We start from the raw sequence: 21,718 nt of genomic DNA, 5'->3' as shown, positions 1-21,718 counted from the left end.
CATCAGCGGGCCTTTTCTGCCGCCCGCTTCTTGCGATTGAGCTTCGGGTCCGCCTGCAGCGGGCGGTAGATCTCCACCCGCTCGCCGGGCTTCAGCACCTGGCCGGCCGGATTGGCCACCACCTTGCCGAAAATCCCCATGGGCGCCTTGTCCAGCACCAGCCCTTCGAACTGCTCTTCGATACCGGACAGCTTTGCCGCCTCCAGCATGGTAGTACCTTCCGGTACATCCAGGCCGATCAGACGCTGCTTGTCCGGCAGCGCATAGGTCACTTCCACATGAATACGCGCATCACCGGCCATCAAGGGGACTCCTGCTCCACGGGCACCTTAGTGCCACCCTCTTGCGGCAGCGGCGCGGCAGTATCCTGCTGCGCCGGCGCCTCGCTGGTAACCGCATCCACCTGTTCCTGAGCCAGCGCCTCTGCAGCCTGAGCCTCCTCTTCTGGGGCGAAGGTCGCCCAGATGGAATAGACAAACAGCGCAATCACCGCCACCGGTGAAAAAATCCGCACCAATGCCCGCCATACCAGATAGAGCTTGAAGTTCTGCATGGCCAGTTCCTTGCGCGCCTGGGTTTCCTTCATCACCCAGCCCGCAAAGATAGCAATCAGCAGCCCGCCCAGGGGCAACATTACCGTGGTGGACAGGAATTCCATATTGTCGAAGAAAGTCCCCACCAGGAAGGTGTGATCCTTCCATACGTTAAAGGACAGCACCGAGCCCACACCCAGTAGCCAGGCCCCCAGGCCCACCACCAGTGCCGCCATCGGGCGCTTCAAGCCCCGCTCTACCAGCCAGGCCACCACCGGCTCGCCGAGACTGATGGACGAGCTCCAGGCGGCACATACCACCAGCACGAAGAACAGGGAACCAAACAACAGACCACCCGGCATCTGACCGAAGGCCAGCGGCAGGGTCACAAACATCATCCCCGGGCCCTGGCTCACTTCCAGGCCGTTTGAGAACAACAGCGGGAACATGGCCACACCGGCGCCCAGTGCCACCAGGGTATCGAGCAGCGCAATGATCGCTACGGTCGACATGATCGACACCGGTCGGCTGCGCCCGGTCTTCTTGTCCTTCACCGTTTTGGGCATATACGCCCCGTAGGCCATGATCGCGCCCATGCCCAGACTCAGGGTAAAGAAGGCCTGCCCCACGGCCACGATGATTGCCTTGCCGGTCAACTTGGAGAAATCAAAGGCAAACAGGAAGCTAATCCCCTCCTTGAAACCCGGCGTGGTCGCCGCATAACCCACCAATACCAGCAGCAGCACGAACAACAGCGGCATCAGAATCTGCACCGCCTTTTCCAGTCCGCCTTTCACGCCCCGGGCCACCACCACCATGGTCAGCACCATAAAGAGCGTGTGGTAACCCAGCAGCAATCCGGGGTTGGCCAGCATATCGTTGAAATGGGCTTCCGACTGGGTCGCGGTAATACCTTCAAAAACGCCGCGCACCGCCTCCCAGGCGTAATACAACGCCCAGCTGGCCACTGCCGAGTAAAACGACAGAATCAGAAACGCCGACAGCGCGCCCAGATAGCCGATGCCCGCCCAACGCTGGGTCACCTTGCTGTCCGCCGCCACCTTGCGCATGGAATTGATCGGGCTCAGCCCACCCTTGCGGCCCAGCATCACCTCTGCCGCCATGATGGGAATGCCCACCACCGCAATACACAGCAGGTACAGCAACACAAAGGCACCACCGCCGTTCTCGCCGGTGATATACGGGAAACGCCAGATGTTACCCAGCCCCACGGCCGACCCGGTCGCCGCCAGAATAAACACCCAACGGCTGGCCCACATGCCATGGACCGGCTTGATCTCTTGCTTCATAACAGGATTACCCTCGTTAGCGTGGCGCTATTGTCTTTTTTTTAACTGGGCGGCTCAAGTAAGCCCAATGCACAACTCACCGTCGTCCTGACAGACAAAGCCCTGTCAGCCGCGAAACGCATGCTCTATAATCGTTCGCCTATGGGAAACGCCAAGAAAAAAGCCAAAGCGCCGTCGGCCACCATTGCGCAAAACCGCAAGGCACGCCACGAATATCATCTGGAAGAGCACTTCGAAGCCGGCCTGGTCCTGGAAGGCTGGGAGGCGAAGTCACTGCGTGCCGGTAAAGGCAACCTGACCGAGGCCTACGTCCTGCTCAAGGATGGGGAAGCCTTTCTGTTCGGTGCTCGCTTCGAGCCCCTGATCGCCGCCAGTACCCACGTCAACCCGGATCCGGTGCGCACACGCAAGCTGCTGCTGCATCGCAGCGAACTGGGACGTATCTTTGGTGGCGTACAGAAAGAGGGCTACACCTGCGTACCGGTGAGCCTGTACTGGAAGAAAGGGTTCGCCAAGTGCGATATCGCCCTGGCCAAGGGTAAGCAGAAGTTTGATAAGCGCGCTACTGAGAAGGAGCGCGACTGGAACCGTCAGAAGCAGCGTCTGATGCGGCAGGGCAGCTAACCCGGGTTAACGGGCCGCCCCCTGCACGCGTGACACTGTCTTCAGACTGTACCGGTTGGCGCTACACCGACTGATGGGTGTTCACGTCCTGAGCCCGGCTGTCGCCGCGCAGCTGCCAGTAAAACTGCAGCCAGGCGCGCAGCACCGCAGGCAGGAAGTAAACGGCGAACAGAATCACCGGAAGACGTGCCTCCGGAGTCGCCATATCCACCAGGTACACACCACCTGCATACGCAGCCAGCGCGAATACCAGTTGCAACGCTCTGTAGAGCAGCGGCTGAGCCTTCAAAGGCGACAGTGCCTTCTCGGAAACTTGCCCTGCTGACCGAAAGATCGTGTTCATCGACTTTCTCCTTTAATGAACGACAATGCTTTGATCAGCGGCCTTTATATAACGTCTATTTCAAGGCTCGCTGTAAAGCCATTGTGTGATACACAATTTCGAGCTGGATGTTCCATGGTGGCTTGTGGCTACCTGAGCATCACTCGCTCAACCTCACCATCGGCCAATGACACAGTGCCGTGATGACACCTGTATAGTGCGCTTGAAAAATGACAAAACAAGTATTCCGGGTCTGATTGTCAGACAGCATTCGGGTATTAAAGTAACACTTTTCACAATCTAGTTACATTTAGAACATGATTCATGGCGTTTACCCCCACAACATGGCCGATCCGGAACATCCCGGACCCCACTTGTGAATCGACTTCCCTGCCCCCATCACCTACAATGAACCCATCACAGGGGCCGACCTGGATTCGACGCCGGTATTGAATTCTGTGGTGCATGCCGAGAAGGTCACGAGTCTCGTAAATCATTTGTGGCACATTAAAGCAATCGCTAACGACGATTCTTACGCACTAGCAGCTTAAACCCTGCTTATCGCCAATCGACCCTGCCTGTGGGGAAGAGCGGCGAGCATCGCAACACAGGCTCGCAGCAAAGTCCGCCCCGGATGGCGCTGTTAAAACTCTTAGGGGCCCGGCTTTCACGTCCTGCCAGTTGGGTTGTGAAGGCTTAAATCAATAAACTTGGCTAAGCATGTAGATCTGCAGATGGATTGCTGACGGACGCGGGTTCGATTCCCGCCGGCTCCACCAAACAAAGAAGGCGCAAGCCCTTGATAGCAATATGTTTTAGCTATCTTTGGCTTGCGCTTTTTTTTGCGCTGTCGAAAATGTGTCGAACTTAGGGAGTAATGAAACTCTCAATTTGCTCAGGACTAGTACCTTTCTCTACAAAAGATTCAATTACTTTAAGTTGCTTTGTTTTCTCCCTGTCGATTTCACCCTGAGCCTGTTTGATCTCAAGTTGAACCAACTCAACAGCTGCTTCAGACACCCCCTCGTACATATCCTTCATTTGAGCGGCACTTAGATCAGTATTCATCGACAGTTCACATAACCGGTACAGTGACTCTCTCAGGAAATTAATCATTTGGGTACGCTTGGCGAGATCAACCGCCTTCGAAGTTAATTCGACTTTGCCTTTTGCCAGATCAACATCTTCTGCCTTGATGTTTGCTTCAAATTTGTTCACTAGCTCCATTGCAGCATCTGGTGCAGGCTCAGAACAGGTTACTATACGACTAGTTCCGTCTTGCTCTGCACGGTTCAGAACAAGAGTCCCTCTCCTGTAAGCATTGTAATCCATCCAATAACTGTCTCCAGATTCGAGCCTCTCGACTCTAGCTGGTGATGTGAAATGCGAGCAGCCTGACAGAGACGCAATAACAAATAAGAGCATCACTCCTTTTAGAAGTTTGATTCCATTCATAACAATCTCCTTTTGATTTTGATAACTTCATCACAAAGTAATACACAAAGAAGATCAAAATTTCACCCCATGAATAGGATTCAGGGAAACAGATTTTCGTAGATGACCTGGCGCAAGATGGGCATAACGCATTGTCATGTTGATGGTGGAATGTCCTAGTACCTTCTGTAGCGTCAGGATGTTACCGCCATTCATGACGAAGTGACTTGCGAAGGTGTGACGGAGGGCGTGGGCTGCCTGGCCCTTGGGTAGTTCGATGCCCGTCCTGGCAAGAGCCCTACGGAATGCGGTAATGCTGGACGACATGTGGCGGTGAATTTTCAGATGGGCAGTGAGCCTGGCTTCCAGATCCTCACTGATCGGGATGACGCGCACCTTTCCGCTTTTGGTATTGCTGAACACCACGGACCCGTTCCGGATCTTGTCCAGGGTAAGCCCTTCAGCCTCTGACCATCTTGCACCCGTAGCCAGACACACCAGCGTAATCAGCTCTACATGAGGGTTATCCGTCCTTTCCCGGATCTCATGCAGCAAGGTTTTGATCTGCTCTGTTGTTAGCCAAGACAACTCCCTCTCAGGAACCTTCAACGGCCTGACCCCGGCAATCGGGCATTCATAGTGAATATTCCCGAGGGTCTGCATCTCGTTATAGACCGCTTTCAAATACCCCAGCTCATTGTTCAGGGTCTTAGGTGCAATGCCCTGCCCTGCTCTGGTTGCGCGGTACTGGGAGTAATGGTGCCCTTTCAGATCGGCAGCAATGGGGTTGCCCAAGCGACGAGAAAGCACCACTAAAGCACGGGCGCGGCGATCACCATCACGCAAACTGTGGCCATGGAGGGAGAACCAATGCTCGACGATCTGTGTCAGGCGTCGACGATCCTTGGCGGTTTGGTTCCAGTCGGTGTTTTGTGCGTACTGGGCCCGAATGTGAGATTCGTAGCGCCTGGCTTCAGCTTTGGTGGGCAGGGTCTTACGGTGGCGTTTCCCCTTCACCGGTTCCACATCGACATGCCAACGGCCGTCAGTTAGCTGCTTGATCATATGGCCTTCCCGTAGCGTATATAGCGCTCTTCGAGCAGATCCTTAACGTGTTTTTTTACCTCCCATGTTTTCTTGCCTCGGTCTCGGTAGTGATCGAGGATCAGTTGGAAAAATGGCAGGGCTTCAAGGGCTTTCCATGCCTGGCAGTGGGACATGCGGTGACGGGCTGCACAGCTGATGTAGTTGCCCAGGAGGAGTTCCACGTTCTTGCCTGAGTAGCCGGATGAAGTCTTGTAGTAGCGCTTATAGTCCACTTCGGGGGGATCTGTTGGCAGTGCCTGGCGGGCGATCAGGGTCCAGAAGGGGTCGAACCAGCCGGGGCGATAGAGATACCGGAAGGAATCGCAGCCATAGCGCCACAGGGCGTCCAGGTGGTCGAACAGGTCGGCATAGTCCTGGAATGCGAGGACTTCCCCGGTTTCCTTGTTGATGGAGCCCTGGGCGAATTGCTCCACTACGGAGTGATGGAAACGGAACTCGATCCGGTACACCGGTTGGTCATCCTGATAGTTCTCTTTCTCGGACCAGACAGAGCGCCAGTAGTCGAGTTTGTCGCGTAGTTTGGCCTCTTGGGTCTTGTCGTACACGGCAAGCTGAATGCCTGCAGGTGAGCCGAACAGGAAGGATTCGCCACGGCCATAGACGGCGCTTGAGGTATCGAATTCCACGGTGTCGATGCCGTGATAGCTGCGTACCCGTCGGGATCTGCAGTGCAGCTTGGTTTCAAAGTCTCTCGGGGGTGTCCACCCTTGTACGTCCAGGGCGATATGAACAGCGCATTGTGCGGGTGCTGGGTCTATGAGGACCTGTTCGGCAAAGTGGTTCAATGTGGCCTGTAGTTGCTGTGGGGTCTGTGATCGCAGGCAATGGGGGGAGACTTCAATTTTCAGGTGGGGGCCGACTGCATCGATCTGGGCGTGAAAGCTTTTGATCAGCAGGATCAGGCCAAGGTCAGCGTTCTGTAGGCGGTATTGATACCCCGAATCCCGGCCAATCCGTCCCGCCGACCACCGTTCCCCGGCAAAGCTCACCATGCCTGGTTCATCAAACAGGGCCATGACTTCGGGCTGTAGCTGGCCTTTGTAGAGTTGGCGGACGGTATCCGTGCCGAAGTGGACCACTTCCACGTTATTGAGGTTGAAGGTTTTGCCAGAAGCCGGGTCAATGAACAGCTTTCCCCAAGGGGCTTCGTTGAGTTCGTTATCCAGTGCGATGCAGTGTTTTGGAGCGCTTGCCATAACGAGTACCTAATGTGGTTTATTGTGGGACCTAAGGGTCACTTGTAAGACGTGTTACAGGGACGTCTGCAGCTGGCCTGCGGCAGCCGGCGTGGTTCGTGCCTCACCACTGCCGCTCTGCCGCTGGCCGCTTTCATTACGTTCTTCTTTAGCCAGGTGATTAAAGATCCCGTGCTTGATGATCTGGCGGCACATCTGCTGTGGCATATCCAAGATAGTGGTGCCCTGCTGGGTGTAGCAGCTGCAGTCACTGAAATCGGCTTTCATGGACATGCAGCCTTGAACGACGGGTATCACTGAGGGTTCTTTTGATTTCGGGCTATAGATCGGGGCGGTGTAAGGCAGTCCCCTGACCTCTGGTTTCATCAACTCCCCCCAATCCTCCGGCTTGTAGGTTTGCCGGGTAACTACCTGGGCCTGTTGGCCGTTGACCGTCACCGCTTGGGCCGTTTGTGGGGTATCGGTGCCGTAGTTATTCAGGAAGTACCAGATAAGAAAGCCCGCAAAGGCGGCAATGACCGGCAAGATGAAAATAATTTTGGGCGGTTTGAATTTGTGGGTGTGGACCTCGGCGGATTTGTAGAGCCCATAGACCCGTTTGGCCAATGGCCGCTTGGTCTGAATACATTTATCCAGCTCTGATTTGGTATTGGGGTTCACATAGCCGGAACCGGCGTGATACTCAATGACGAAGGGGGCACCGAACGGGCGCGAGAAATGGAAATGCTCGTTACAGATAAGGCGGGCATTCACATCCAGCAAGGCCGGGTCCAGGCTGATAAATATGATATCCAGCCCACGGTGACGGTGCTTTTCGAGGGCTTTAATGCCAGGTGGAACCGTTTTGGAGCTGTGACGCTGTGCCCAGAGCTCCTGGGCCTCGTCGATGATGACTACAGCATTATCCGGCACATGCTCATGCCAGTTAGCCGCCTCTTCATCTGTCAGCTCATGCCAAGGCAGTTTCACTTCCTTGATGCCACGGTAGTAGACCGGGCGGCGGTTAGAGCAGTACTCGGTGTAATCAGGAATGCCAAGGGAGAAAAAGCGCCGGTAGGGGCTCTTTTTGCGCTTCTCGTCCTCTTTCAGAAACTGATCGTTGTACAAGACAAAGTCGATCACATGGGACGTTTTAGACGAGCCTGGCTTGCCTGAGAAAATCCATAACATCAGCTATCACCCGCGCCCAGATCCATAAAGCCGAAGCGCTTAAAAGCACCGTAGAAGGTTCGGATGCTGATCACCCCGATATACGCGCTGATAACGAGGCCAATAAACACATCGAAGCCTGCCAAACTGATTATGTTGAGGATATCGGCAGTCACACCACCAATGGCCCCTTTGATGTGGTTGATGATCTGGTTAAGGGTGACTTGCACGCCAGTGAGGGAAATAGCGCCCAGCCCAAGAGCGCCCATTACCCTGGCAGTCATGGGGCTGATGATTTGGGCGAGGAATACGCCAAGGGCTTGCAACCAGCTGGGCATGGATTACTCCTTTCCTGTCATGGATTGAAAGGCGATGTAGGCGGCAGAGAGCCAGCCGAGTGCGATGATTAAGGGGCGGATGCGTTCGGCCCATTCACAAATGAAGGTGAAGGGAAGCCTGATGGTTCCAAAACCAAGGCTAATGACTTTGTCGGGCGGGCAGACTCTGGCGCCGCCGAAGCCAGACCCAGAGTCATCGAGCCCACTTAGGAACATGCCAAAGTCGATGCTTTGCTGTGCAATGGCGTTGCCACCCTCACCGTCGACATCAAGGAGTGACTCGCCTTCGCGGTATTCGTCGGTGCCTATAAAGTCTTCATGGCGCAGCTTTTCATCACAGCGGGTGCCCCATGTTTCGAGGAAGATGGCGCATTGAACGGCATCCAGGTGTGTACAGCTCGGGGTGGTTACGCCTTCTGAGGTGCACTCGCCACCAGAGACGCTACTGGCCGGGTCTTCGTCGCCTCCGCCGTTGCCACCTGTCCCGTCATCACCGGTGCCATCGCCGTCATCCCCAGTACCATCACCGGGGTCGGTCCCTTCGCCGTTACCGTCACCTTCATCACTACCATCATCACCACTGCCGTCGCCCTCTCCATCACCACTACCATCCCCTTCGCCGTCACCGGGCTGGCAGGCATCACCAACGCCATCTTGGTCGGAGTCGATTTGATGGGGGTTGGGTTCATCGGGGCAGTTGTCGTCCTGATCGGGGACGCCATCACCGTCTGCGTCCTGTTCGATGGGGTCGCCATCAATGACGGTGTCTTGTCCGCAGGCATCGCCATTGGAGGCGTAGAACCAGCGGCCAGAGGTTTCGTAGTTGGTGCCTGGGTATTGGTGAGAACCACCAATGACAAATTGGGGTCGGTCATAAATGCACTCATCCCGGCAGAGGGTGTCAGGGATGGAGTTGGAGCAGAGTGGGTAAGTGCCTTCGGTACCCACAACAAGACCGCCATCACAGCCGTATTCAACGTGGATATCGTTCTCTGGACATTCAGGGGTGGGCTCACCACAGACAACGTCAAAATCGCCGGAAGGGCTGGTTTGTGTGGCACTTATAACTAGGGGGTGAGTTTCCGTTTCACAGTAATGAATATACTTGAATGTGGTGTGGTTGTTACTGTTTTGGGACCATTGACCACAAGCCGGGCTTGTTGCTCCGAAGTGTGTATTTGGCAATGCAGGAGGGGCTACATTTTCGCATGGAGGGAATCCACCGCTGAATCCGTTTAATGATCTTCTAGCAGTTTTCCCTGCCACTGTGCTGGCATCACTGACTGACGAGAGGGTCAGGAGAACAGCAAGTAAAACGCCCCCAGAGAGACGATTAAATAAATCCATGGGCCAAAGTCCGCTTCCATTGTTCACCTCGAATCCCCTTGAGAAAAAAGGGGCCCGAAGGCCCCTTCTGTTGCGGGTGGGTTAGCGAACAACCCGGCGCAGGTAGGTCACACCGGCGAGGACTGCCAGCACGCTCAGTACCGCAACGGCGATCAGTTCCACATTCGCAGACTGACCAGTGATTTCGCTGGTAACGCCAGCGACATCGATGGCGGCATTGGCGGGGCCAGTGGCGGCCAGTGCCATTGCGGTGCCGCCAGCCAGGTACAGGTGACGGCCTTTACTCTGGATAGCCTCCAGACGGGCTTTCATTGCGTTTTTCATGGTGTTTCTCCAGTTGGTTTGGGTAGTGCGTTTTGGTTGAGTTGCTTGCATTGGTGTTGCTAGCGAACGACGCCAAAGAGTTTCTTGGCGCCCCACACCGTGGCGTACAGCGAGAGCACGGCGCCGAGGATCAAGTTCGCGTCCTCGTAAGTCAGCTCGGGTAGTCCAAACGGGCCGCCCGCGCTCACTATCTGGAGCGTGCCGGTGCAGAGAGGGGCGCCATCTGGTGCCTGTTGCCACTCTCCGTCCGTGCACGCGATTTGGTTCATGGATGAATCCCCTTCCTGTCCAGATAGCCACTCAGGGCGTACAGCCCGCAGCGATGCCGGCCATTGCGCTGATGTGATGGAAATACAGGCCAGCACCTGCGAGACACATCCCGAAAAAGACCAGGGCAAAGAAGCCGAAGAGAATTCGTTTTTCCGTCATGGCTCAGCGCCCCTTACTTGCTGTCGGGCTTGCTGGTGCTGGTGGTGGTCTTCGTTTCCGGGACCACGCCAACGATGTAGGGCTGGGACTTGCCGCCGGCAGCCATCTTGAGGACGGCCAGCAGGCGGCGTTCGGTGGGGGTCTTGTGGTCGGCCAGTTGGTCGAACACCACCGGGTCGGCGCTGAGCTTGGTGACCTCATAGCCCCGGAAGTTGTTGGCGTTGTCACCTTCCGGCATCTGGCCGGTGTAGACGGAGCAGTATTTGTTGCCATCGACGTTAACGAGACGGCAGCCGAGCAGGGTTGTAGGGATTTCGAATTGCATGGTTAGTTACCTTTGTGGGTGGTTAGCAGGTCGTGTTGGGCGTTTAGGCCCGTTTGGGTATGGGTACTGCGTTGGAAACTGGGTGCCTTCTTCTGGAGCTTCTTTTCGGTCTGCTCACAGAGGGTTTTGGCTTTGGCTTCAGTGTCGGCGAAGCCCACGAAGCACCACGCTTTGGCATACAGGTGGGCGGGCTTCTCGAAGGGCAGCCAGGTGCGTTCAGAAACGAAAAGTCCGGGGCGCAGTTCGCGGACTCGGTACAGGCCGCAGGTGCTGTAGCTGCGTTTGGCTATGCGGCGAAAGATAAGCTTGGCGGTAGTAGCGTTCATTGCTGGCCACCTCCCGTGTGCTGGCTTGCGGTTTGGGGGGCTGCTGGGTCAGCAGGAGCGAGAGCAGAAGCGCCAGCAATAACGTGACTTTTTGCTGTTCCATGGGCTGAACCTGTGTTGTTCATGGCACGGGAAAGGGGGTCAGGGGCTGCGAGGCTGGTACGCGCGCCGAAACGGGCGAGGAAGCGTGCTGAGGCGGTTGCGGGGTGTTGTGCCTCAGGGGTGCGCCGGGGGCGCGGTGTCGCCCGGGAAATGGGGGTTCCCGTAGCGACGCTTTCCCGCGGGCTGTTATCGCCTGTGGCGATGGGGGTCTGGGGGCTTCCTGCCAGGCGGGGCATGGTTACACCTCGCCTTCAGTGTTTGAACGGGTTGAAAGTGAGCATGGGCAAGGCTCGACATGGCCCAACCAAACACGGTCTACATAAACGAGAATATCGCGACCGATAGCAAAGAAGCCGTAACCTGCCAGCAGGCATAACCAATTGAAAAGTGGCTCTGTGGCTTCGATGAGCTCCAACAGATCTGGATAAGTCACGCACTCAATCATGGCTATGCCCTCTCAACGACCAGGCCGAAAAGGACGTTGCACAGACATACGTTCAGAGCGGAGGACTCTGATTTTGTTGTCACGTCGGCTGCAGAGAGGCCTTCGAGGAAGCCGCAGGCGCGTACGTAGTGCTCGTGACGGTCCATGCCTTTAGCGGCGGACAGTTGGTCCAGTATCTCGGCAAGACGCGGGTAACGCTGGGATAGGTCCTTGAGTGGGTTCATGGCTACACCTCATCTTCTTTCAGTTGGTCGATCAGAGCGGCCACGTTCACCATGCGGTGTTTGCCGAACTTGATCGTGGGTAGGTAGCCACGTTCTATCCAGCCCTGGACGACGCCTTGCTCTGCGCGGCACCAGTCAGCGAATTCGCGCCACGGCATGACCGGGGGCCAGTCCGGACGAGAGGTGATTGATTCTTGTAGTTCCGCTACCATCGGCTTTGTTCCACTATGTTCAAGATAAACGTGGTATGAAGTTATTGTGTATTATGTACATGTACTTAGTACATACTCATTAATGCAGAAGTGTACTAGGTACACAAATGAAGTTTTCCTATGGAATCTGCGATTGTTGATAGAGCAAGGCAATTACTGGAAAGCGTCAGCCTTAAAGAACTGGCAGATGCTGGAAACAGCGATTACACCAGGTGGCAAAACATTAAGCGGGGTAGAGCGCGCTTTGCTGCCGAGGAAATTGAAATACTTGGACGCGTATTCCCTCGATACAGATGGTGGCTTGTAACAGGTGAGGTAATGCCGGAGGTTGGTCAAGTGAGCCCAGAGTATGATCTTGCAAACGGAAATTTAAGCAAACCGGGGCTGGGGTAAGACTTACAAAGATCGCCGCAGAGCGATGGTTTAAAATCCAAGATTCATGAGAAAGAATGTGAGACTGAAATGAGTATAGGTTCTCTTTTTGGAACAGATTCGCCCTTTGATAGGGCAATATCGCCAGCAGAGGAAATGGCGGCTTATGAGGCTCTTTGGATAAGGGATGGAGCAACCTTTAAGCGTATTGCCGACAAATTCCGTCAACACCCTGACTTCCTGCCTTCAGATTTTGTTAGCGAAAAAGAACTAGAGACAGCCAAGTCATTTTTAAATGAAGCTGTTTTATCACAGCCTAACGGTTTAAATCTTGGCATAAGAATTAATGGTAGTTTTGAGTACCCACAAAAACTTAGAGATGCTAAAAATCCGATAGAAGTCTTTTATTTCTGCGGAAACTGGGACTTGGTTTTTTCGAAAGCGATTGCAATTGTAGGTGCGAGAAAGGTTTCGGAAGATGGAGTAAGAAGGACTAAAAAATTAGCCAAAATGCTAGTAGCAGAGGGCTATACTGTTGTTTCAGGGCTGGCTGAAGGGGTTGATACGGCAGCACATACTGCAGCGATAGAAAGCGGCGGGAACACTATCGCAGTTATAGGCACCCCTCTCAATCATATCTACCCTAGAAAAAACAAAGATTTACAGGATTTAATTTCAAAAGAACACTTATTAATTAGTCAAGTTCCATTTCTTAAGTACAAACAACAAGACTATAGGGCGAATAGAAATTTCTTCCCAGAAAGAAACGTCACGATGTCTGCGTTAACAGAAGCAACTATAATTGTAGAGGCATCTGATACTTCAGGAACACTTTATCAAGCAAGAGCAGCTCTCGCCCAAGGCCGAAAACTTTTCATTTTAGAAAGCTGCTTTAACAATAAAAAAATTACTTGGCCTGAGCGCTTTGAAAAAAAAGGCGCTCACAGAGTAAAAACATTTGAGGATATCAAGAGGGCGCTTAAAATATGACATGGCGCCTAACTCAAATTGATAGCAGCAACAGAGGCGATCATTATTTATTAACTGATGACGACGAATGTTATTTTTTTGGTGAATACACAGCCCAAAAAGGTGCATCTCACAGCGAATCGAATCAGTTGATTTATAATTTTAAGAAGTGCGTGTCGCGAAAGGGAAAACCTGAATACAAATACAAAGACGTGGCTATATCTCAGGCCGCCAACCTATTGAGAAGTCCTGGGTTCGATCTTGACCAATGCACGTTTGTTCCTGTACCGCCTTCGAAGAATAAAGAAGATTCACTTTATGACGATAGACTCATACAGGCACTAAAGGTATTTAATTCAGCTAACGGGGGAAAGGTAGACTTTCGTGAAATTGTGACCCAAATGGTTAGCACGGAAGCCTCTCACACTGCTAATAGCAGAGGTAGTGTTGAGGAACTAGTAAATCTATACAAAATCGATTTGACGCAGGTGGAACAGATAAAAAACTTCATTATTGTTTTCGACGATGTTCTGACTACCGGGCGGCACTTTAAAGCAATGAAACAAGTATTACTGAAGGCTTTTCCTGGCAGCAGAGTGATTGGGGTTTTTTTGACACGTAGAGCTATACCAGCCCCAACGTTTGATTTCGGCTTGGATGAACTATGATGACATCATTCGAAAGGCGGGATCGATATATTGGCATTAGTCTTTGGTCGGCCCCATCTAGTGCGAGGCCGAATATACCGAAGGCAAATAACGCTATATCGAATGTGATACCAGTCAGTAATGGTACCTGCAAGATAAAATGCTTAATTCACCATCCAAAAAGGCATAAATAAAGCGATGCTGGTTGTCTATTCGCCTAGACCAGAAACCGCTCAAATTGGCTTTTAAGGGTTCAGGCTTACCTATCCCGTGGAAGGGTGTTCGAAGGGATTCTGTTATTAAACGATCGATACGGTCTTTTATCTTGGTATTTTCTACTTGCCAATATAGATAGTCGTTCCAAGCTGACTCCGTCCAGGCAACGATCTTGGTGGAGTCAGTCTTCGGCTTCTGTTTCTGTTTCTTCTGTGACATTTACGGGTTCCTTATAGATAATTTTGCCGGAACCGAGCTCGGAAATAGATTTCTTTAGGTGATTGACATTCGCCTGGGAAGACAAGAGATAGAGTGTTTCCTCTAAACTCTTGAAATCTGACAGCGAAAGCACAACAACAGGGTCGCCGCTCTGTCGCGTGATAACCGCAGGCTCATGGTCAATACAAACCTCATCCATTAACTGCTTTAATCCGGCACGTGCGTTTGTGTAAGAAATAATATTCATATCACTATGGGCCATCTCTTGGCCGCTCCTCCTATAACGTCATTGCCAAACTTGGCACATGACGTGAAGCTCATCGAAAGCGAAACAAGGCTTTTTAACTGCACGACTATTTGTCGCTCCTCTCTGCAGCGCCATTATTTGTAATATATTCAATGGCCTACGCCTACCGCTTATTACTCGAAAGCTGTATTGTTACATTGATAGGTCGAGTTTGCGTTGGGTTCAGGTCATGGTTAACTCCTTGGTTTCGGTATTGAATAATGACTAATGTACAGAAACCTGTACATACTGTCAAGAGGGACAGTTACTGGTCAGTGGGATCGAGAGTAGTAATGCTCCATGTGAATTGAGTCCAAATGGTCCTCTAGAAAAGGAACGCCATGAGCATAAGAATTCTCTTACACCCTTTTCCTCTATATCGACATTGCTCCTTTAAACCTGGACTCAATAGGCTTCCTATCATCAAGGATGAAATGGATAGGGCTACCAGTGGAACGGTACTACGTAAGCAAATCACCCTCACCCCAGGGCTTTCGTGAGATCCACAAGCAAGGATGTGGACTGATCCCCCAGGAAGGCGGAAGGGTATTCTTGGGTATGTGCAGGACGAGCAGCGAGGCTGCTGCAATTGCTCAAAACTTGTTCAGCCGGGTATGTCCATGCTCTTGCTGCTTGGTAAATGCTGTCGCAAATACTGAAACAGACAATCGACCAGTAACACTGAGACGCTAAGAAAGTGACGAGAAAGTGTCGAAAACACTGCCTGAAATAGCGGGTTATAGCGGGTTGGGAATGAATAGTGGCCCAGTGATTGTGGGGCTTTGGGGAGAATAGGGAGGCAATGAGGGCCAGCAAAATAGGGTTCGATTCCCGCCGGCTCCACCAATCAAAGAAAAGGGCTATCCCGAGAGGGCTAGCCCTTTTTCTTTGTCGATCTGCTAATAACTCGCTTGCAGACTCGTCAACACAACTCCCGCCCACGATGAGGGCCCCGAAGGGTTAGATGCCGTTGCTAATGCTTGACCGACGATTATCTCATCCGACTATTTGCTCATCTCACTGAAAACCTTTTCCCCAGAGCGATACCTACCCCTTCCTGATCAAGAATGAGGTCATACCAAAAATCGCCAAGCGAGCATGGTGATTTATCTTGACGAGAGAGCCCGTCTCACCAATAGAATCTGATTTACGCATAGGGCAGGAAGCGTTAGAAAATCAGTGTTTTTACACATCGCCAGCCTCTGATCACTTACACCCAGTATCGACCAATCGGTGGGCGACCCTTCACCGTTTCAAGGAGCATGTAGTTCGTATGATTTTCGCTTCCGTCGCGATAGTTGCTGGTTTGTTGCTGCTGGTGTGGAGTGCCAACCGGTTTGTGGAGGGCTCCGCCTCCACGGCTTCCCACTTCGGTATGCCGCCGCTGCTGATCGGCATGGTGGTGGTCGGTTTCGGTACCTCCGCGCCGGAGATGGTGGTGTCGGCGCTGGCGGCCTCCCAGGGGAATCCGGGAATCGCGCTGGGCAACGCCTATGGCTCGAACATCACCAACATTGCTCTGATCCTGGGGATTACCGCCCTGATCAGCCCCATCGCCGTGCATTCGCAGGTGCTACGCAAGGAGCTGCCCATCCTTGCACTGGTCACCGGCCTGGCCGCGTGGCAACTGCTGGACGGCGAAATCACACGGGTTGATGCGCTGGTGCTGCTAGGTGTATTCGGCACGCTGATGACCTGGACGATCTGGCAGGGCATGCGAAAGAAAGAGGATGCGCTGGCAAGCGAGATCGAGCAGGAACTGGACGTGCGCGCCCTGCCTCTGCGGCGGGCCATCTTCTGGCTGGTGGCCGGGCTGTTGTTGCTGATTGTCAGCTCCCGGGTGCTGGTATGGGGAGCGGTAGAGATTGCCCAGGGGTTTGGCGTCAGCGATCTGATTATCGGCCTGACCATCATCGCGGTGGGCACGTCGCTACCGGAGCTGGCATCGTCGATCATTGCTGCCAGAAAGGGCGAACACGATATCGCTCTGGGCAACATCCTGGGGTCCAACCTGTTCAATACCCTTGCCGTAGTAGGTATCGCCGGCACGATCCATCCATTGGCGGTGGGACCCGAGGTGTTCAATCGGGACATGCTGGTCATGGCGGCGCTGACCCTGTCGCTATTCGTGATCGGTTACGGGTTCCGGGGGCAAGGGCGCATCAACCGCATTGAGGGCACCCTGCTGCTGGCTGCTTACGTTGGCTATACCCTTTACTTGCTCAGTACGGTATTCGGCCAGGCGTAATAGCCACATGCGGCTTGCCGATGGCGAGCCGAACCAGCGACCGTAAATCGGACACACGGCGACTTTCACCTGCCAATAACGGGCCACACCGTTATTGGCTTTGATTCCAGTTACCCCTGCCCTTAAGCTGACCTGAAAGCCACCATGCAGGGATAACAATAATGAAGCTCACCACCCTTACTCCGCCCCTGCAGGCTCTCCACGATTCCTCTGATGATATCCTGCTGGTATCGCTGATCAGTAGTGACGGTATGCCGGTGGTGCATATTGGTGAGGGGCTGGATTATGACGAGCAGAGTGCGCTGTTTTTCGAGATGAAAAAAGCCTGTGACCGGGTACTCGACGGGTTACGGCTGGGTCATAGCGAAGAAATCTTCATCCGCTGCCGGGAAGGATGCATCTGTATCTGGCCCGTGGGCGATATGGTGTTTGCCTGTATGGCACGGCCATCGGTGAACTCTCAACGCATGCAGATGCTCGCCTGGAAAACCGTATCGGCACTGGGAGCACTGGTTTAGTCCTTCACTCACCCTGTCTTCACACCCAGATCACAAAATGCATCCTGCCCAGCAGGTACGCGGCCTCCAACCTCCTGAATTCTCTTCAGCGCAACAAAAAAACACAGCCATTGCATAGAGAGATACACCCGTACTAATTAGGGTCAGAGCACGACTTTTGGAGGGATCTTCATGCAGAGAAAAACAGGTATTGGCGCCCTGCTGGCGGCGCTACTGGGTGGCAGTGTGCTCAGCCCGGTGTGGGCGGATGATTCACCGTCTTTTGCGACGCAAACGCAGAATGAGGTCATCGACAATCAGTACATCGTGACACTGGCCCCGGACATTATTCAGCGCCTTGGTGTTACGGATCTGACCACGGCGATTCGCACCCTGCTGGCCACGGTGGGTGGCGGCGACGTGCTTTATACCTACCAGCATGCGCTCACCGGCATGACAGTGCGGCTAACGGATCTGCAGGCCACTCTGTTAGGCCAGCTGCCCGGTGTGATCGGTCTGGAACAGGACCGTCGGGTGCAGGCCATCGCTACCCAGGCAAACGCCACCTGGGGCCTGGACCGGGTGGATCAGCCGGCACTGCCACTGGATGGCAGCTACCAGTACCCCAACAGCGCCGGTAACGATGTCACCGTCTATGTGATCGACACCGGTCTGCGCGCCAGCCATAACGAATTCAGCGGGCGGGTCAGTCCTGGCCGTAACTTCGTCAGCAGTGGCGGCGGTTTCCTGTTTGGCGGCGGCAGCGTCGACCCGGCCAATACCAACGACTGTAATGGCCACGGCACCCATGTGGCCGGCACAGCCACTGGCACCATTTACGGGGTGGCCAAGCAGGCACAGATTGCCCCCGTAAGAGTCCTCGACTGTAACGGTAGCGGCAGCAATTCCGGCGTCATTGCCGGGGTGGACTGGGTAGCCGGCAATCACCGCAAACCCGCCGTGGCGAATATGTCTCTGGGGGGCGGCAGCTCCAGCGCCCTGGATACCGCCGTGCGCAATGCGGTCTCCGCAGGGGTGAGCATGGTGGTGGCCGCCGGCAACGACAATTCCAATGCCTGTAACGGCTCCCCCAACCGGGTCGCAGAAGCCCTGACTGTCGGGGCAACCACCCGAACAGACCAGCGCTCTTCGTTCTCCAATTTCGGCGCCTGTGTGGACCTGTTCGCCCCGGGTAGCGACATTACCTCTGCCTGGTTTCAATCCGACACCCAGACCGCACGCCTGAACGGCACCTCCATGGCAGCCCCTCATGCTGCCGGTGCAGCGGCCGTGTATCTGGGAACGAATCCCAGCGCCAGCCCTGAGCAGGTGTTCGCGGCACTGGTCGATGGCAGCGCCACCGGCATGATCAGCAATGCCGGCAGCCAGTCACCCAACCGCCTGTTGCAGGTCGGTGAAGACGATGGCGGCACAGTGACAGATCGTTTGCCCACGGCCGCCTTTACGGCCCAGTGCAGCGGCACCGTCTGCCAGTTCGATGCCAGCGGCAGCAGCGATGATATTGGCGTGGCCGCCTGGGACTGGACCCTGGGCGACGGCAATGTGGCCAGCGGCGAACAGATCAGCCATGACTACGGCAGCGCCGGCAGCTTTACCGTGACCTTGACCGTCACCGACACTGCCAACCAAACCGCCAGCATCGACAAGAGCGTGACCAGCGAAGACACCAGCAACCCTTGCCCAAGCTGCACACGCTATGAAGGCAATCTGGGGAATGGCAGCTCCGTAACCTTGCCTTCCGGTGGCTTCAGCTACGGTGGTGGTAATGTGGAGGCCTACCTGTACAGCCCTGCCGGTGGCGCCTTCTCACTGGCCCTGGAGCAACGTAGCTGCTTCCTCTTTTTCGGCTGTAGCTGGTCCCAGGTGGGCAGCGCCCAGCCGCAGAACGGCGTGGCGACCCTGAACGGCTCGGTGGGCAGCGGTACCTACCGCTGGCGCGTCACAGCGCAAAGCGGCTCCGGCGCTTATACGCTGTTGGCGAACCCGCGCTAAACACGCCTTGCCCTTAAACGAAAAAACCACCGCGTGCGGTGGTTTTTTCGTTCTACCGGTAAGCGTCAGCAGGATCAGGCCACGGCAGCATCCTGTTGCTCATCATGATTCTGCTCACCCTCATACAGGTCTTCCAGACGGTCACCCTGAGTCATCAGGTATTCGAAGGCAGCCAGCGATGCCTTGGACCCTTCACCCATGGCAATGACGATCTGCTTGTAGGGCACAGTGGTGACATCGCCACAAGCATAGATACCCTCCTGTGACGTCTGGCACTTCTCGTTGATGACGATCTCGCCGAAGCGGGAGCGCTCCACCACGCCGTCCATAAAGTCGCTGTTGGGCACCAGACCGATCTGCACGAACACCCCTTCCAGCGGCAGCTCGTGTACAGCTTCGGTGGCCCGGTCCTGGTACTCGATGGCGCTCACCTTGCCATTGCTGGCCTTGATCTCACGGGTGGCCGCGTTGCGGTGAATGGTGACGTTGGTCTTCTGTTCTGCCTTGTCCACCAGCACCTTGTCCGCCTTCAGCTCGGGCATGAATTCGAACACGGTGACGGATTTGACGATGCCGGCCAGGTCCAGTGCCGCTTCGATGCCGGAGTTACCGCCACCGATCACCGCCACGTCCTTACCCTTGAAGAAGGGGCCATCGCAGTGCGGACAATAGGCCACACCGTTACCGATGTTCTCTTTCTCGCCGGGCACGCCCAGCTCTCGCCATTTGGCACCGGTGGCCACGATCAGGGTCTTGGTATCGATTTCCTCACCGGAGGACAGCACCACGGTCTTGATCTCGCCGTTGCGTACCTCGGCCACTTTCAGGTGCTCCTTCACGGTCACATCGTATTCATTCATGTGAGCGTGCAGAGCGCCGGACAATTCCGGCCCGGTGGTTTTCTTCACCGAAATCAGGTTCTCGATATCCATGGTGTCTTTCACCTGGCCACCGATACGATCGGCAATCAGGGTGACCTTCAGGCCCTTGCGGGCGCTGTAGATGGCCGACGCCACGCCGGCGGGGCCACCACCGATCACGGTCACGTCCTGCAACGGCAGTTTTTCTCCGCCGCCTGCCTGGGCGATGGCCGGGTCGAAAGCCAGCAACTTGTCGATCAGCTCGGCGGCGGTGACCTTGCCGTTGGCGAACAGCTCACCGTTCAGGTACACGCTGGGCACGCCCTGAATGTCGCGCTCGTTCACCGTGTCCTGAAACAGACCGCCATCGATCATTTCACTCTTGATGCGCGGATTGAGCAGGGCAAACTGGTTGAGCGCCTGCACCACGTCCGGGCAGTTGTGACAGCTCAGGCTGATGAACACCTCGAAATGCAGGTCGTCTTTCACATTGGCGACCATGCGCTGCAGGCTGTCATCCAGCTTGATGTCGGTCCCTGATGCATGCAGAAACGCCAGCACCAGGGAATTGAATTCGTGGCCGGCCGGGATACCGGAAAAACGGATACCGGTGTCCTCGCCGTCTGCCTCCAGCAGGAAGGAAAGGGGGCTGCGCAGAGCATCGCCCAGGTCCCGTTCCTCGAAGGCCAGATTGTCACTGACACCGGCGATGTCGGAGAGAAACGTCACCAGTTCATCGCGCTTTTCGTGCGCACCGGTCTGCAGCACGAAGGTGATCTTTTTTTGCATGTTGGCTGCATAGCCTTTCAGGGCCTGCAGGATGTCATTCGTGAGCATGAGTCTTCCCTTAGCGTGAGTTCAGTAATCAGTGACTAAAAAACATACCCTCTCCCTGTCCCTCTCCCGCAAGCGGGAGAGGAGACCTTCCATTGAAGGCAGGTGCTAACGGGGAGCGGGATAGGCCGGTTTAGATCTTGCCGACCAGGTCCAGGGAAGGCGCCAGGGTTTGCTCGCCTTCTTTCCACTTGGCCGGGCACACTTCGCCGGGATTGTTGCGGACGTACTGGGCCGCTTTGACCTTGCGCATCAGGTCGTCGGCGTCGCGGCCGATGCCTTCGGCGGTGATTTCCATGGCCTGGATAACGCCATCCGGATCGATCAGGAAGGTAGCGCGATCTGCCAGGCCCTGACCTTCACGCATCACACCAAAGTTGTTGGTGATGGTGCCGGTCTGGTCGCCAACCATGTAGTAGTTGATCTTGCCGATGGTGTCGGAGGTGTCGTGCCAGGCCTTGTGAGTGAAGTGGGTATCGGTGGATACGGAAAACACTTCCACGCCCAGCTTCTGCAGCTCTTCATACTTGTCAGCCACGTCGCCCAGCTCGGTGGGACAGACGAAAGTAAAGTCGGCCGGATAGAAGAAGAAAATGGCCCACTTGCCTTTCACGTCGGCTTCGGAGATATCGACAAATTCGCCCTGCTTGAAGGCGGTGGCGTTAAACGGTTGGATCTCGCTGTTGATCAGTGCCATGTGGTTAACACTCCCTCGATTGGTCGTTGATTCGTTTCGGCGAGGGATAGAATGGGGAATCCACACTGATAGTTAAATTTGAAACTTCTTATCATGGCGATAGAAAATTTCTA

Annotated in this window: 26 protein-coding genes and 1 other RNA gene; 8 read left to right on the top strand and 19 right to left on the bottom strand. The window is 54.8% G+C overall.

Annotated elements, in window-relative coordinates; genetic code table 11:
• Window positions 1-2: 2 nt before the first annotated feature.
• Together T9A_RS11215 and T9A_RS11210 are read right to left on the bottom strand one after the other, a co-directional pair.
• Entirely contained in the window at window positions 3-302 is a 300-nt protein-coding gene (locus T9A_RS11215) for an RnfH family protein (protein WP_035248393.1), read from the bottom strand.
• Window positions 302-1,843, bottom strand: coding sequence for a sodium-dependent transporter (locus tag T9A_RS11210; RefSeq protein WP_084573484.1), 1,542 nt, complete (start codon window positions 1,841-1,843; stop codon window positions 302-304). Before T9A_RS11210 ends, T9A_RS11215 begins: the two co-directional genes overlap by 1 nt.
• A 141-nt stretch (window positions 1,844-1,984) precedes the next feature.
• Between T9A_RS11210 and smpB the strand changes: the two genes are divergently transcribed.
• Entirely contained in the window at window positions 1,985-2,467 is a 483-nt protein-coding gene (smpB, locus tag T9A_RS11205) for an SsrA-binding protein SmpB (protein WP_035248392.1), read from the top strand.
• Window positions 2,468-2,528: 61 nt separating this feature from the next.
• On the opposite strand, the gene T9A_RS11200 is transcribed toward smpB, so the two are convergent.
• The gene (locus T9A_RS11200) at window positions 2,529-2,810 is read right to left on the bottom strand and encodes a hypothetical protein (RefSeq protein WP_035248390.1); all 282 of its coding nucleotides are present in this window, start codon (window positions 2,808-2,810) and stop codon (window positions 2,529-2,531) included.
• A gap of 401 nt (window positions 2,811-3,211) precedes the next feature.
• On the opposite strand from T9A_RS11200, the gene ssrA reads away from it, so the two are divergent.
• Window positions 3,212-3,568, top strand: a transfer-messenger RNA (tmRNA) gene (ssrA, locus tag T9A_RS16890).
• 88 nt (window positions 3,569-3,656) lie between these two features.
• Here ssrA and T9A_RS11195 read toward each other — a convergent pair.
• From T9A_RS11195 to T9A_RS11140, 12 genes are all read right to left on the bottom strand, one after another.
• Complete coding sequence (locus T9A_RS11195) at window positions 3,657-4,244, bottom strand: hypothetical protein (protein ID WP_035248388.1); 588 nt, start codon at window positions 4,242-4,244, stop codon at window positions 3,657-3,659.
• 54 nt (window positions 4,245-4,298) lie between these two features.
• Window positions 4,299-5,288 (bottom strand): phage integrase, encoded by a 990-nt coding sequence (locus tag T9A_RS11190; RefSeq protein WP_035248386.1) that lies wholly within the window; start codon window positions 5,286-5,288, stop codon window positions 4,299-4,301.
• Window positions 5,285-6,526 (bottom strand): phage replication initiation factor, encoded by a 1,242-nt coding sequence (locus T9A_RS11185; RefSeq protein WP_052042870.1) that lies wholly within the window; start codon window positions 6,524-6,526, stop codon window positions 5,285-5,287. The genes T9A_RS11190 and T9A_RS11185 overlap by 4 nt, the downstream gene beginning before the upstream one ends.
• Before the next feature lie 54 nt (window positions 6,527-6,580).
• Window positions 6,581-7,696 (bottom strand): zonular occludens toxin domain-containing protein, encoded by a 1,116-nt coding sequence (locus T9A_RS11180; protein WP_084573483.1) that lies wholly within the window; start codon window positions 7,694-7,696, stop codon window positions 6,581-6,583.
• On the bottom strand, window positions 7,696-8,013 hold the full coding sequence (locus T9A_RS11175; RefSeq protein ID WP_035248383.1) for a DUF2523 family protein: 318 nt from the start codon (window positions 8,011-8,013) through the stop codon (window positions 7,696-7,698). The genes T9A_RS11180 and T9A_RS11175 overlap by 1 nt, the downstream gene beginning before the upstream one ends.
• Before the next feature lie 3 nt (window positions 8,014-8,016).
• Window positions 8,017-9,360 carry a thrombospondin type 3 repeat-containing protein gene (locus T9A_RS11170; RefSeq protein ID WP_156964888.1) on the bottom strand — a complete coding sequence of 448 codons (1,344 nt, stop codon included), beginning with the start codon at window positions 9,358-9,360 and terminating at the stop codon, window positions 8,017-8,019.
• 81 nt (window positions 9,361-9,441) lie between these two features.
• The gene (locus tag T9A_RS11165; protein ID WP_035248380.1) at window positions 9,442-9,684 is read right to left on the bottom strand and encodes a major capsid protein; all 243 of its coding nucleotides are present in this window, start codon (window positions 9,682-9,684) and stop codon (window positions 9,442-9,444) included.
• 59 nt (window positions 9,685-9,743) lie between these two features.
• A complete protein-coding gene (locus T9A_RS11160) occupies window positions 9,744-9,953 on the bottom strand; it encodes a hypothetical protein (protein ID WP_035248378.1) in 210 nt (69 codons plus the stop codon).
• 31 nt (window positions 9,954-9,984) lie between these two features.
• On the bottom strand, window positions 9,985-10,113 hold the full coding sequence (locus tag T9A_RS17365) for a hypothetical protein (RefSeq protein WP_269530046.1): 129 nt from the start codon (window positions 10,111-10,113) through the stop codon (window positions 9,985-9,987).
• Between the two features lie 13 nt (window positions 10,114-10,126).
• Window positions 10,127-10,438: a hypothetical protein gene (locus T9A_RS11155; RefSeq protein ID WP_035248376.1), complete on the bottom strand. Its 312-nt coding sequence runs from the start codon at window positions 10,436-10,438 to the stop codon at window positions 10,127-10,129.
• A 2-nt stretch (window positions 10,439-10,440) separates the two neighbouring features.
• Window positions 10,441-10,764 (bottom strand): hypothetical protein, encoded by a 324-nt coding sequence (locus tag T9A_RS11150; RefSeq protein WP_035248374.1) that lies wholly within the window; start codon window positions 10,762-10,764, stop codon window positions 10,441-10,443.
• 773 nt (window positions 10,765-11,537) lie between these two features.
• A complete protein-coding gene (locus T9A_RS11140) occupies window positions 11,538-11,693 on the bottom strand; it encodes a hypothetical protein (protein ID WP_198030662.1) in 156 nt (51 codons plus the stop codon).
• Between the two features lie 174 nt (window positions 11,694-11,867).
• Here T9A_RS11140 and T9A_RS11135 point away from each other — a divergent pair, with 174 nt between their 5' ends.
• The 3 genes from T9A_RS11135 to T9A_RS11125 all read left to right on the top strand — a co-directional run bounded on the left by T9A_RS11135 (window position 11,868) and on the right by T9A_RS11125 (window position 13,756).
• Window positions 11,868-12,140, top strand: coding sequence for a hypothetical protein (locus T9A_RS11135; protein ID WP_035248370.1), 273 nt, complete (start codon window positions 11,868-11,870; stop codon window positions 12,138-12,140).
• A gap of 69 nt (window positions 12,141-12,209) precedes the next feature.
• On the top strand, window positions 12,210-13,109 hold the full coding sequence (locus T9A_RS11130; RefSeq protein ID WP_035248369.1) for a DNA-processing protein DprA: 900 nt from the start codon (window positions 12,210-12,212) through the stop codon (window positions 13,107-13,109).
• The gene (locus T9A_RS11125; protein ID WP_035248367.1) at window positions 13,106-13,756 is read left to right on the top strand and encodes a hypothetical protein; all 651 of its coding nucleotides are present in this window, start codon (window positions 13,106-13,108) and stop codon (window positions 13,754-13,756) included. The genes T9A_RS11130 and T9A_RS11125 overlap by 4 nt, the downstream gene beginning before the upstream one ends.
• A 114-nt stretch (window positions 13,757-13,870) precedes the next feature.
• On the opposite strand, the gene T9A_RS16885 is transcribed toward T9A_RS11125, so the two are convergent.
• Both T9A_RS16885 and T9A_RS11120 read right to left on the bottom strand, forming a co-directional pair.
• Window positions 13,871-14,170 (bottom strand): Txe/YoeB family addiction module toxin, encoded by a 300-nt coding sequence (locus tag T9A_RS16885; RefSeq protein WP_084573482.1) that lies wholly within the window; start codon window positions 14,168-14,170, stop codon window positions 13,871-13,873.
• Complete coding sequence (locus tag T9A_RS11120; protein ID WP_232222085.1) at window positions 14,133-14,432, bottom strand: type II toxin-antitoxin system Phd/YefM family antitoxin; 300 nt, start codon at window positions 14,430-14,432, stop codon at window positions 14,133-14,135. Before T9A_RS11120 ends, T9A_RS16885 begins: the two co-directional genes overlap by 38 nt.
• Before the next feature lie 1,297 nt (window positions 14,433-15,729).
• Here T9A_RS11120 and T9A_RS11115 point away from each other — a divergent pair.
• From T9A_RS11115 to T9A_RS11105, 3 genes are all read left to right on the top strand, one after another.
• Window positions 15,730-16,704 (top strand): calcium/sodium antiporter, encoded by a 975-nt coding sequence (locus T9A_RS11115; RefSeq protein ID WP_035248365.1) that lies wholly within the window; start codon window positions 15,730-15,732, stop codon window positions 16,702-16,704.
• 161 nt (window positions 16,705-16,865) lie between these two features.
• Entirely contained in the window at window positions 16,866-17,222 is a 357-nt protein-coding gene (locus T9A_RS11110) for a roadblock/LC7 domain-containing protein (protein WP_035248363.1), read from the top strand.
• 171 nt (window positions 17,223-17,393) lie between these two features.
• The gene (locus T9A_RS11105; RefSeq protein ID WP_035248361.1) at window positions 17,394-19,214 is read left to right on the top strand and encodes a S8 family serine peptidase; all 1,821 of its coding nucleotides are present in this window, start codon (window positions 17,394-17,396) and stop codon (window positions 19,212-19,214) included.
• A 74-nt stretch (window positions 19,215-19,288) separates the two neighbouring features.
• Here the strand turns inward: T9A_RS11105 and ahpF are convergent, their stop codons facing one another.
• Both ahpF and ahpC read right to left on the bottom strand, forming a co-directional pair.
• Window positions 19,289-20,911: an alkyl hydroperoxide reductase subunit F gene (gene ahpF, locus T9A_RS11100; protein WP_035248359.1), complete on the bottom strand. Its 1,623-nt coding sequence runs from the start codon at window positions 20,909-20,911 to the stop codon at window positions 19,289-19,291.
• A 130-nt stretch (window positions 20,912-21,041) separates the two neighbouring features.
• Window positions 21,042-21,599: an alkyl hydroperoxide reductase subunit C gene (gene ahpC / locus T9A_RS11095; protein ID WP_456297569.1), complete on the bottom strand. Its 558-nt coding sequence runs from the start codon at window positions 21,597-21,599 to the stop codon at window positions 21,042-21,044.
• Window positions 21,600-21,718 lie beyond the last annotated feature (119 nt).

It is taken from the genome of Alcanivorax jadensis T9 (genome assembly GCF_000756655.1).
In the GTDB taxonomy this organism is placed as follows: Bacteria; Pseudomonadota; Gammaproteobacteria; order Pseudomonadales; family Alcanivoracaceae; genus Alcanivorax; species Alcanivorax jadensis.
This window is presented reverse-complemented; position numbering and strand designations above follow the sequence as displayed.